Source organism: Kitasatospora sp. NPDC054939 (genome assembly GCF_053610105.1).
On sequence record NZ_JBSGXP010000023.1, the window covers coordinates 1 to 11,421 of the forward strand.

Annotated in this window: 9 protein-coding genes; all 9 read right to left on the minus strand. The window is 70.9% G+C overall.

The features are described from left to right. Positions 1–318 precede the first annotated feature (318 nt). On the minus strand, positions 319–2,004 hold the full coding sequence (locus tag ACWGB8_RS09560) for a ribonuclease J (RefSeq protein WP_452211895.1): 1,686 nt from the start codon (positions 2,002–2,004) through the stop codon (positions 319–321). A 170-nt stretch (positions 2,005–2,174) separates the two neighbouring features. Then, positions 2,175–3,074, minus strand: coding sequence for a 4-hydroxy-tetrahydrodipicolinate synthase (gene dapA, locus ACWGB8_RS09565; RefSeq protein ID WP_452211897.1), 900 nt, complete (start codon positions 3,072–3,074; stop codon positions 2,175–2,177). A gap of 217 nt (positions 3,075–3,291) precedes the next feature. Then, on the minus strand, positions 3,292–4,020 hold the full coding sequence (thyX, locus tag ACWGB8_RS09570) for an FAD-dependent thymidylate synthase (RefSeq protein WP_452211899.1): 729 nt from the start codon (positions 4,018–4,020) through the stop codon (positions 3,292–3,294). Further along, positions 4,017–4,481, minus strand: coding sequence for a hypothetical protein (locus ACWGB8_RS09575; RefSeq protein WP_452211901.1), 465 nt, complete (start codon positions 4,479–4,481; stop codon positions 4,017–4,019). Before ACWGB8_RS09575 ends, thyX begins: the two co-directional genes overlap by 4 nt. Positions 4,482–4,488: 7 nt before the next feature. Continuing rightward, a complete protein-coding gene (dapB, locus tag ACWGB8_RS09580; RefSeq protein ID WP_452211903.1) occupies positions 4,489–5,235 on the minus strand; it encodes a 4-hydroxy-tetrahydrodipicolinate reductase in 747 nt (248 codons plus the stop codon). A gap of 14 nt (positions 5,236–5,249) precedes the next feature. Continuing rightward, complete coding sequence (locus ACWGB8_RS09585) at positions 5,250–6,605, minus strand: M16 family metallopeptidase (protein WP_452211904.1); 1,356 nt, start codon at positions 6,603–6,605, stop codon at positions 5,250–5,252. Between the two features lie 90 nt (positions 6,606–6,695). Then, positions 6,696–8,903 (minus strand): polyribonucleotide nucleotidyltransferase, encoded by a 2,208-nt coding sequence (locus tag ACWGB8_RS09590; RefSeq protein WP_452211906.1) that lies wholly within the window; start codon positions 8,901–8,903, stop codon positions 6,696–6,698. Positions 8,904–9,335: 432 nt separating this feature from the next. Then, on the minus strand, positions 9,336–9,626 hold the full coding sequence (gene rpsO, locus ACWGB8_RS09595; RefSeq protein WP_209416808.1) for a 30S ribosomal protein S15: 291 nt from the start codon (positions 9,624–9,626) through the stop codon (positions 9,336–9,338). Between the two features lie 165 nt (positions 9,627–9,791). Further along, a complete protein-coding gene (gene eccD / locus ACWGB8_RS09600; protein WP_452211908.1) occupies positions 9,792–11,249 on the minus strand; it encodes a type VII secretion integral membrane protein EccD in 1,458 nt (485 codons plus the stop codon). Positions 11,250–11,421 lie beyond the last annotated feature (172 nt).

The following is an 11,421-nucleotide window of genomic DNA, read 5'->3' on the forward strand; positions in this document are numbered from 1 at the left end:
CGCTGTTGAGTTCTCAAGGAACGGACACTTCCTTCGGACCGCCTTCCAGCGGGCCCTCCGGGCGCTTCGTTCTTTCGTGTTTCCAGCTTATCAGACGTTTTCCGCCCCGTTTTCCGGAGTTTCATTCACCCGATTCGCCGAGTTGCTTTTCGCCTTTCGGCGCTCCCGAACTCTACCAGAGCTTCTCGGGCTGCTTTCCGCGTTCAGTTCTCGAATTTCGTTCGAGAACTTCCGGCAGTCCGTCCCGTGGGGCAACCCGGAGAACATTACGCACCGGGCTGCCCCACGTCAAATCAGGACAGGGACGTCGAGGACGTCTCAGACCTCGACCACGACCGGCAGGATCATCGGCCGGCGGCGGTAGTTGTCCGCCACCCACTTGCCGATGGTCCGGCGGACCAGCTGCTGCACCTGGCGGACCTCCAGGACGCCGTCGCCCGCCGAGCGGTCCAGGGCCTCCTGGAGCTTGGCGACCACCGGCACAAAGGCGTTGTCGTCGATGCCGGAGCCGCGGGCCTGGATGGTCGGACCGCCGATGATCTTGCCGTTGGTGGAGTCCACCGCGACGAAGACCGAGATGAAGCCCTCCTCGCCGAGGATCTTGCGGTCCTTGAGCGAGGCCTCGGTGATGTCGCCGACCGAGGAGCCGTCGACGTAGACGTAGCCGGCCTGCACCTTGCCGACGATCCGGGCGACGCCGCGCTCCAGGTCGACGCAGACGCCGTCCTCCGCGATGACGACCCGGTTCTTCGGGATGCCGGTCGCGATGCCCAGGTCGGCGGCGGCGCGCAGGTGGCGCCATTCGCCGTGGACGGGCATGAGGTTGCGCGGCTTGCAGATGTTGAAGAAGTACAGGAGCTCGCCGGCCGAGGCGTGGCCCGAGACGTGCACCTTGGCGTTGCCCTTGTGCACGACCTTGGCGCCCCAGCGGGTGAGGCCGTTGATGACCCGGTAGACCGCGTTCTCGTTGCCGGGGATCAGCGAGGAGGCCAGGACGACGGTGTCGCCCTCGACGATGCGGATCTGGTGGTCGCGGTTGGCCATCCGGGAGAGCGCCGCCATCGGCTCGCCCTGGGAGCCGGTGCAGATGAGCACCACCTCCTTGTCCGGCAGGTCGTCCAGCGTCTTCACGTCGACGATCAGGTTGCCGGGGACCTTCAGGTAGCCGAGGTCGCGGGCGATGCCCATGTTGCGGACCATCGAGCGGCCGACGAAGGCGACCTTGCGCTTGTACTCGTGCGCGGCGTCCAGCACCTGCTGGATGCGGTGCACGTGGCTCGCGAAGGAGGCGACGATGATGCGCTTGTCCGCGTTGGCGAACACGTTGCGCAGGGCGGCCGAGATGTCCCGCTCGTGCGGGATGAACCCGGGGACCTCGGCGTTGGTGGAGTCCACCAGCAGCAGGTCCATGCCCTCCTCCGCCAGCTTGGCGAAGGTCGGCAGGTCGGTGAGGCGGCCGTCGAGCGGCAGCTGGTCCATCTTGAAGTCGCCGGTGGCGACGACCATGCCGGCGGGCGTGCGGACGGCCACCGCCAGGGCGTCCGGGATGGAGTGGTTGACGGCGATGAACTCGCAGTCGAAGGGGCCGATCCGCTCGCGCTCGCCCTCCTTGACCTCCAGCACGTACGGGCGGATGCGGTGCTCGGCGAGCTTCGCCTCGATCAGCGCGAGGGTCAGCTTCGAGCCGATCAGCGGGATGTCCGGGTTCTCCCGGAGCAGGAACGGGACGGCACCGATGTGGTCCTCGTGCCCGTGGGTCAGGACGATGCCGTCGATCTTGTCGAGGCGGTCCCGGATGTAGCTGAAGTCCGGGAGGATCAGGTCCACGCCGGGCTGCTCGTCCTCGGGGAAGAGGACGCCGCAGTCGACGATGAGGATGCGGTCGCCGTACTCGAAGACCGTCATGTTGCGGCCGATCTCGCCGAGACCGCCGAGCGGAGTGATGCGGAGGGCGCCCTCCTTGAGGACGGGGGGCGCGCCGAGTTCGGGATGCGGGTGGCTCAAAAGACTCTCCTCACGACGCACGCCATATGCCCGGGGTCCTCCCCGCGAGACATATGGCGTGCGTGCTCAGTTTCGGTTTCCTAGCTGGGTCGGTGCTCCCGCGCCTTCGGTCCGGTCCTGCGGCAGACCCCGGGGGGTCCGGCGAGCCGGGGCGCGCACGTCTGTGTCTGTTACAGGTGTACCCCGCCGGCGGCGAGATCCTTCTTCAATTGCGCGATCTCGTCGGGCGTCGCGCCGACCAGGGGAAGCCGCAGCGGACCTGCGGGCAGGCCCTGGAGCTCCAGCGCGGCCTTGGTGAGGATGACACCCTGCGTGCGGAAGATACCGCTGAAGATCGGCAGCAGGCTCTGGTGGACGGCCGTGGCCTTGGACACATCTCCGGCCGCGTACGCCTCGACCATGCTCCTGATCTCCCCGGCGACCAGGTGCCCGACCACGCTCACCACGCCGACGGCGCCGACCGAGAGCAGCGGCAGGGTGAGGATGTCGTCCCCGGAGTACCAGGCGAGGTCGGACCGTGCGATGGCCCAGGCCGCGGCGCCGACGTCGCCCTTGGCGTCCTTGTTGGCGAGGATCCGGGGGTGCTCGCCGAGGCGGACCAGCGTCTCGTGGCTCAGCGCCACGGCACTGCGGCCCGGGATGTCGTAGAGCATGACCGGCAGTTCGGTGCTGTCCGCGATCGCGACGGTGTGCCGGTACAGGCCCTCCTGCGGGGGCTTGCTGTAGTACGGCGTCACGGCGAGCAGGCCGTGGGCGCCGGCGGCCTCGGCCTTGCGGGCCAGCTCGACGCTGTGGTGGGTGTCGTTGGTGCCGACCCCCGCGATGACGTGCGCCCGGTCCCCCACGGCGGCCACGACGGCGCGGACCAGCTCGGTCTTCTCGGCGTCGCTGGTGGTCGGGGACTCGCCGGTGGTGCCGTTGACGACGAGGCCGTCGTTGCCGGAGTCGACGAGGTGGGCGGCGAGGCGCTGGGCCCCGTCGAGGTCGAGGTCGCCGTCCGCGGTGAACGGGGTCACCATGGCGGTCAGGACCCGGCCGAAGGGCGTCTGGGGGGTGGAGGTCGGAGCCATGCGTCCAAAACTACTCGTAGGCGGTGGGGCGGTACCCATACCGGTCCAGGGTTCGGACAGGTCAGCGGCCGACCGGCTGCCGCGGAATGGGATTCCGGTGCTGCATGCTCGGGGGTTCATGCAGCACCGGAATCCGTGTCCACGAGCCTAGGGAGCGGCCGGAGGGGCCGCAATCCGGACATGCCAGAGGTACCGCTCGGATGCTCGTCGTCCCAGGTCAGGGGGCGACGCGGCCGTGCTTCTCGAAGGCCGCACGGGTGAGCGGCATGAGCGCGGCCCACTGCTCCTCCATCAGCTCCGCGACCATCTCGATCTCGCGCTGCGGGAAGGAGGGCACGGTCGCGTTCTCCCGCTTGGTCCGCAGCGAGAGGAAGTGCATCAGCGAGCGGGCGTTGCAGGTCGCGTACATCGAGGAGAACAGGCCGACCGGCAGCACGGCGCGGGCCACCTCGCGGGCCACCCCGGCCTCCAGCATCTCCCGGTAGCGCCCGTACGACTCGCGGTACGAGGCCTCCATCGCGGCCGTGACCGTGGCGTGCTGCTCCGGCGAGCCGGCCACGAACTCGTAGCGGCCCGGGCGGCCCTGCTGGACCAGCCGGCGGTCGGCGCCGGGCACGTAGAAGACCGGCTCCAGCTCGCGGTAGCGGCCGGACTCCTCGTTGTACGACCAGCCGCTGCGGTGGCGGTGGAACTCGCGGAACACGAAGATCGGCGCGCTGATGAAGAAGGTCATCGAGTTGTGCTCGAACGGCGTGCCGTGCCGGTCGCGCATCAGGTAGTTGATCAGCCCCTCGGAGCGGGCCGGGTCCTCCTGGAGCGCCTCCAGGGACTGCTCCCCGGCGGTGGAGACCCGGGCCGCCCAGATGACGTCCGAGTCCGCGGCGCTGCTGCGGACCAGTTCCACAGTGACGTCGCTGCGGAACTGTGGGGCCGTGTCGTCGGTCACGCGCTACTCCTCGTGGGGACAGTGATGGTGCTGTGCAGCCTGATGGCGTGCTGCATGGTCTTGCGGGCCCGCGGGACGTCGCCGGCGTCCGCGTACGCCACGGCGAGCCGGAACCACACCCGCCAGTCCGCCGGCTCGGCCTGCGCCTCGGTCTTCCGGCGCTCGAACACGGCGTCCGCCGAGGCCCGGTCGATGCGCCCGCCGGCGGTGCGCACCAGCTCGTCGACCGGCAGGCCGCCCTCGGCCTCCAGCTCGCGGGCCAGCCGCTCGCTCGCCCGGCCGAAGCGGACGGTCTGGCGCAGGAACCAGACGCCGATCACCGGGATCACGAAGGCGCACAGGCCCAGGCCGATGCCGAGCGGTTTGCCGGTGGCGATCAGCTGGACGCCCTGGCCGACGCAGACCAGGGCCACCACCAGCAGGACGCCGGAGAGCACGAAGAAGCCGGTACGGGAGGTCATGCGGGGCTCACAGGTCCAGGAAGTGTTCGAGGCCGAGGGTCAGACCGGGGGTCTCCACCACCTTGCGCACCCCGAGCAGGATGCCCGGCATGAAGCTGCTGTGGTGCAGCGAGTCGTGGCGGATGGTGAGGGTCTCGCCGTCGTCGCCGAACATCACCTGCTGGTGCGCGAGCAGGCCGCGCAGCCGGACGGCGTGCACCGGCACCCCGTCCACGTCGGCGCCGCGGGCACCGGGCAGGCCGTGGGTGGTCGGGTCCTGCTGGGCCGGACGGCCGGCCTCGGCGCGGGCGGCCGCGATCAGCTCGGCGGTGCGGGTGGCGGTGCCGCTGGGGGCGTCGGCCTTGCGGTCGTGGTGCAGCTCGACGACCTCGACCGACTCGAAGTACTTGGCGGCGGTCTGGGCGAACTTCATGCCGAGGACGGCGCCGATCGAGAAGTTCGGCGCGATCAGCAGGCCCAGCTCGGGCGCCCCGGCGAGCCAGCCGCGGACGGTGTCCAGCCGCTCGGCCGTCCAGCCGGTGGTGCCGGTGACCACGTGGATCCCGTGGTGCAGGCAGTAGTCGAGGTTGCCCATCACCGCGTCGGGGTGGGTCAGCTCGACGGCGACCTGCACCCCGGCGTCGGTCAGCTCCTCCGGCTTCGAGCCCCGGCCCAGCGTGGCGACCAGCTCCAGGTCCGGCGCGGCCTCGACGGCCTTGACCGCCTCGGAGCCGATCCGGCCCTTGGCGCCGATCACGGCGACACGCAGCGTCATAGCGAACAGTCCCTTCAGACCAGCAGGTCGGCGAGCTTCGCGGCCCGCTTGTCGTTGATCGGGCCGATCAGCGCGAGCGACGGCCGGTGGGCCCCCAGCACATCACGGGCGACGGCGTGGACGTCGTCCAGGGTCACCGCGGCGATCCGCTCCAGGATCTCGTCCACCGACAGGTGGTGGCCGTAGCTGAGCTCGGCCTTGCCGATCCGGTTCATCAGCGAACCGGTGTCCTCCATGCCCAGCACGGTGGAGCCGGAGATCTGCCCGATCGCGCGCTGCAGCTCCTCCTCGGTGATGCCCTCGGCGACCACCTTGGCGAGCTCGGCGCGGCAGATCCGCAGCACCTCCTCGACCCGCTTGGGCTGGCAGCCTGCGTAGATGCCGAACAGGCCGCTGTCCGCGTACGAGGAGGAGTACGAGTAGACCGAGTAGGCGAGGCCGCGCTTCTCCCGGACCTCCTGGAAGAGCCGCGAGCTCATGCCGCCGCCGAGGGCCGCGTTGAGCACGCCCATCGCCCAGCGGCGCTCGTCGTGCCGGGGCACCCCGGGGACGCCGAGCACCAGGTGGGCCTGCTCGGTGGTGCGGTTGAGCACCTCGACCCGGCCGGACGTCCGCAGCGCCTTGACGCCGCGGCGGGCCTCGACGGGGGCGGCGTCGGAGCGGGCCAGCAGCGGCGCGAAGGCCGCCTCGACCTGCTTGACCACCTTGCGGTGGTCGAGGTTGCCGGCCGCGGCGACGACCAGGTGCTCGGGCCGGTAGCGGCGGTGGAAGAAGCCGGCGATCTGGTCGCGGGTGAGGCCCCGGACGGTCTCCTGGGTGCCGAGGATCGGCCGGCCGAGCGGGCCGCTGCCGTAGACCACCTTGGCGAACAGGTCGTGCACCACGTCGCCCGGGTCGTCCTCGGCCATCGCCATCTCTTCGAGGATGACGCCGCGTTCGGCCTCGACGTCCTCGGGCCGGATCAGCGAGCCGGTGAGCATGTCGCAGACCACGTCGATGGCCAGCGGCAGGTCGGTGTCGAGCACCCGCGCGTAGTAGCAGGTGTTCTCCTTCGCGGTGAAGGCGTTCATCTCGCCGCCGACCGCGTCCAGGGCGGCCGAGATGTCCAGCGCGCTGCGCCGGGCGGTGCCCTTGAACAGCAGGTGCTCCAGGTAGTGGGTGGCACCGTTGAGCTGCGGGGTCTCGTCCCGGGAGCCGACGCCGACCCAGATGCCGAAGGTCGCGGAGCGGACCGTCGGCAGGGTCTCGGTGACGACCCGCAGGCCGCCGGGGAGCACGGTGCGGCGCACCGTGCCGGCACCGCCCTCCGCGCCCTTCAGCAGGGTTCGGGTGGTGCCGGGGCGCTGCTTCGCCGCCGAGGCCTGGGCCACGGGGTGTACCTCCGTTGGAGTGGGGGACAACAGGGTGCGGCCCGCACGCCGCTGGGGGCGTACGGGCCGCGGGGGTCACTCAGCGGCGCTTCACTCGGAAGCGGCCTCGCCGCCCTCTTCGCCCTCGACGACCGGGATCAGCGACAGCTTGCCGCGCGGGTCGATCTCGGCGATCTCGACCTGGACCTTGGCGCCGACGCCGAGGACGTCCTCGACGTTCTCCACGCGCTTGCCGCCGGCCAGCTTGCGGATCTGCGAGATGTGCAGCAGGCCGTCCTTGCCGGGCATCAGCGAGACGAACGCACCGAAGGTCGTGGTCTTGACCACGGTGCCCAGGTAGCGCTCGCCGACCTCCGGCATGGTCGGGTTGGCGATCTGGTTGATCGTGGTGCGGGCGGCCTCGGCGGCCGGACCGTCGGAGGCACCGATGTAGATGGTGCCGTCGTCCTCGATCGTGATCTCGGCGCCGGTGTCCTCCTGGATCTGGTTGATCATCTTGCCCTTGGGGCCGATGACCTCACCGATCTTGTCCACCGGGATCTTGATGGTGATGATGCGCGGCGCGTTCGGCGACATCTCGTCGGGCGCGTCGATGGCCTCGTTCATCACGTCGAGGATGTGCATGCGGGCGTCGCGGGCCTGCTTCAGGGCCGCGGCGAGCACCGAGGCCGGGATGCCGGTCAGCTTGGTGTCCAGCTGCAGGGCGGTGATGAAGTTGCGGGTACCGGCGACCTTGAAGTCCATGTCGCCGTACGCGTCCTCGGCACCGAGGATGTCGGTCAGCGCGACGTAGTGGGTCTCGCCGTCGATCTCCTGGGAGATCAGGCCCATGGCGATACCGGCGACGGCGGCCTTCAGCGGCACACCGGCGTTCAGCAGCGACATGGTGGAGGCGCAGACCGAGCCCATCGAGGTGGAGCCGTTGGAGCCCAGCGCCTCGGAGACCTGGCGGATCGCGTAGGGGAACTCCTCGCGGGTCGGCAGCACGGGCAGGATCGCCCGCTCGGCCAGCGCGCCGTGGCCGATCTCGCGGCGCTTGGGCGAGCCCACGCGGCCGGTCTCGCCGACCGAGTACGGCGGGAAGTTGTAGTTGTGCATGTAGCGGCGGCGCGTCTCCGGGGAGAGCGTGTCCAGCTGCTGCTCCATGCGCAGCATGTTCAGCGTGGTGACACCCAGGATCTGGGTCTCGCCGCGCTCGAACAGGGCCGAGCCGTGGACGCGCGGGATGGCCTCGACCTCGGCGGCCAGGGTGCGGATGTCGGTGACGCCGCGGCCGTCGATGCGGACCTTGTCCGTGATGACGCGCTCACGGACGATCTTCTTGGTCAGCGCGTTGTAGGCGGCGCCGATCTCCTTCTCGCGGCCCTCGAACTCCGGCAGGAGCTTCTCGGCGGCGATCGCCTTGATGCGGTCGAGCTCGTTGTTGCGCTCCTGCTTGCCGGCGATGGTGAGCGCCTGGGCGAGCTCGTCCTTGACCGCGGCGGTCAGGGCGGTGAGCACGTCGTCCTGGTAGTCCAGGAAGACCGGGAACTCGGCGGTCGGCTTGGCGGCCTGCGCGGCGAGCTGCGACTGGGCGGCGCAGAGGACCTTGATGAACGGCTTGGCGGCCTCCAGGCCGGCGGCGACGACCTCCTCGGTCGGCGCCTCGGCGCCGCCCTCGACCAGCTTGATGGTCTTGTCGGTGGCCTCGGCCTCGACCATCATGATCGCGACGTCGCCGTCCGGCAGGGCGCGACCGGCGACGACCATGTCGAAGACGGCCGACTCCAGCTCGCTGTGGGTCGGGAAGGCGACCCACTGGCCGTTGATCAGCGCGACGCGGACGCCGCCGATGGGGCCGGTGAACGGCAGGCCCGCCAGCTGGGTGGAGGCGGAGGCGGCGTTGATCGCGACCACGTCGTACAGGTGGTCGGGGTTGAGCGCCATGATGGTGCAGACGACCTGGACCTCGTTGCGCAGGCCCTTGACGAAGGACGGGCGCAGCGGGCGGTCGATCAGGCGGCAGGTGAGGATGGCGTCCTCGGAGGGCCGGCCCTCACGACGGAAGAACGAGCCGGGGATGCGGCCCGCGGCGTACATCCGCTCCTCGACGTCCACGGTCAGCGGGAAGAAGTCGAAGTGCTCCTTCGGCTGCTTGGAGGCGCTGGTGGCCGACAGGACCATGGTGTCGTCGTCGAGGTAGGCGACGGCGGAACCGGCGGCCTGGCGGGCCAGGCGGCCGGTCTCGAAGCGGATGGTACGGGTGCCGAAGGAACCGTTGTCGATCACGGCCTCGGCGTAGAACACGTTCTCTTCCACCTGGAAGATCTCCTCTTTCGTACGTCTCCGGGAGAGCGTCCCCGCGCTTGCCTGCCGGTGGCCCTGGGCAGTCGGGCCGGTCTTCGATCGAAGCCTCCGGGGTGCCCTGCTCGATCGGCGGGGCTTCCGGCGGCCACTACCGAGGACCGGCGCCTCTCGGCTGCCAGTCCGGGGCGGGCGTTCCGCGTCTGGACGCTCTCTCGGATGCGGGCGGCTTCCGTTTGAAGCCTTCGTCCCGCGGGGGGTTCGGTCTCTGCTCGGGTGGCGCTCGATCGGCGCCATCACCCGGCATGCCCACAACCCTACGGTGCAATCCTCGGCCACCCGGGGAGGTGCGCGCGAGTTGTTATGTCAGGGTGCGGCGGCGCAGCGGCCGCGGCATACGCGCGAGGGGCGGCTCCCCGGTGTGGGGAGCCGCCCCGAGCGGCGTTCTCAGCGGGCGCCGCCGGCGGCACCGCGGCGGATGCCCAGGCGGTCGACGAGCGTACGGAAGCGCTCGATGTCCTTCTTGGCCAGGTACTGCAGCAGGCGGCGGCGCTGGCCGACCAGGATGAGCAGGCCGCGGCGCGAGTGGTGGTCGTGCTTGTGCGACTTGAGGTGCTCGGTCAGGTCCGAGATGCGACGGGAGAGCATGGCCACCTGGACCTCGGGGGAGCCGGTGTCGCCCTCCTTCTGGCCGAACTCGGCGATGATCTGCTTCTTGACGTCAGAGGCGAGAGCCACTGCAACTCCTTCGGGGTGATACCGAGCGGTCCTGGTCTACGGCACAGGACTCTTGGAGAACTCGGTGTCGTATGGCGAACGCGCCGTGCTCGCGGCCGGAGCTCCGGCTGCGGGCACACGGGTGCGCTCGAAGGGCAAGCCTACCAGTGCCGCGGCGGCCGTCGGTCAGCCGGTGGCGCCGCGCACCAGGTTGTAGACGTTGAGGACGGCCAGCGTGATGGGCACCAGCGCCATCAGGGTCAGGCTGTCGACGAGGTCCAGGATGCGGCCCCAGAAGGGGGAGACGCCGAGCCGCGGGACGACCAGGGCGATGGCGATCAGGATCGCGGCGCCGAAGGCGATGGAGGCGCTCAGCCAGATGGTGCGCAGGTCGGTCTCGGTGCTGTTGGCGGCCTTGAGGATGAACAGCGGGGTGTGCAGCGAGAGGCCGACGATCAGCAGCGACAGGCCGACCAGGCCGGCGATGGTGAGGCTGAAGACCTGCGCGGTGTAGCGGAAGAGCCGGGCGCGCAGCATGGTGGCGATGCCGATGGTGAGGGCGAGCAGCTCGGGCCAGAACTCGTCGGTGAAGCCGAGGACGGCGCAGGCGCCGACGATGACCGCGGCGCAGCCGCCGACCAGGCCGACCAGGACCTCGTGGCCGCGGCGCGCCTGGTGGGCGATCCGCTCGTACTCGACGGCCTCGGCGCGGCCGGCCTCCTCGTCGTAGTCGCGGCTGCGGGTGCGGGTCTGGCCGGGGGCGCTGAAGCCGACGGGGAGCCGGGCGAAGCGGGCGGAGAGGCCGGGCAGGAAGCCGATCGCGGCGACGGCGGTGACGCCGGTGACGGCGGCGATGTGGTTGGCCGGGGTGTCGGGCAGCAGGACGGCCGCGAAGGTGGCGAGGGTGCCGGCGGCGGCGAGGAAGGCGGCGGCGACGAAGACCGAGTCCTTCTCGGGCAGCAGGCCGACGAGCAGGACGGCGACCAGCAGGACGGCGACGCAGCCGGTGAGCAGCTGGATGCGGCCCGGGCCCTGCCACGGGTGGGCGATGGCCATGATGCCGCTGCCGCCGATGAGGGCGTGCGGGAGGGCGCCGAGGCCGAGCGCGAGCGCGGCGTGGGCGTCCTGGTAGACGCGGGCCCGGACGCCGGCGAAGGCGGTGAGCACGACCGCGGTGACGCCGGACAGGATGCCGGGCAGGCCGTGCATGTCGTGGCGCAGGTCGGAGTACCAGAGGGCGAAGCCGAGCAGCGCGAGCAGGACGCCGGCGCCGATCAGGCCGAAGGCCCGCATGAGTTCGGGGCTCCAGAACCGGCGGTCGGCCTCGACGGCGGTGGCGATGGCGTCGGCGACGTCGTCGTACACGGCCGGCGGGAGGGACTCGGCGAACGGGCGCAGGCTGAGCAGGTCGCCGTCGCGGACCTGCTGGGCGGCCAGCGGCAGACCGCTGTCGAGGACGGTGCCGTCGCGGCGGACCAGGTGGAAGCCGGTCGGTGCGCCGTCGGGCTGGGTCTGGCCGGAGAGCCGCAGGACCTCGGGGTAGATGTCCGCGAGCGGGACGTCCTCGGGCAGGGCGACGTCGATCCGGCTGTCCGGGGCGACGACGGTGACCCGGCAGAAGCCGGTCGTGGCGGCGGTGCTCATGCCGACACCTCGCTGATCGCTCGACGCACTGGGCGCTCCCCCTTGTTGACGGTGCCGTGGGTCCGGCGGTGCCGGGTACGGGCGGTGGTCGGTGTTGCCGGCCGTGGGCCGGGCGCCTGGAACTGGCTCGGACCGGGCACGAGTTGGCGCGGCGTTACCCTACCGCTCCGTT

Coding starts and splice junctions, on each gene's coding strand:
- dapA (WP_452211897.1), bottom strand. CDS start 3,074: ATGGCTCCGACCTCCACCCCCCAGACGCCCTTCGGCCGGGTCCTGACC.
- ACWGB8_RS09575 (WP_452211901.1), bottom strand. CDS start 4,481: ATGACCTCCCGTACCGGCTTCTTCGTGCTCTCCGGCGTCCTGCTGGTG.
- dapB (WP_452211903.1), bottom strand. CDS start 5,235: ATGACGCTGCGTGTCGCCGTGATCGGCGCCAAGGGCCGGATCGGCTCC.
- eccD (WP_452211908.1), bottom strand. CDS start 11,249: ATGAGCACCGCCGCCACGACCGGCTTCTGCCGGGTCACCGTCGTCGCC.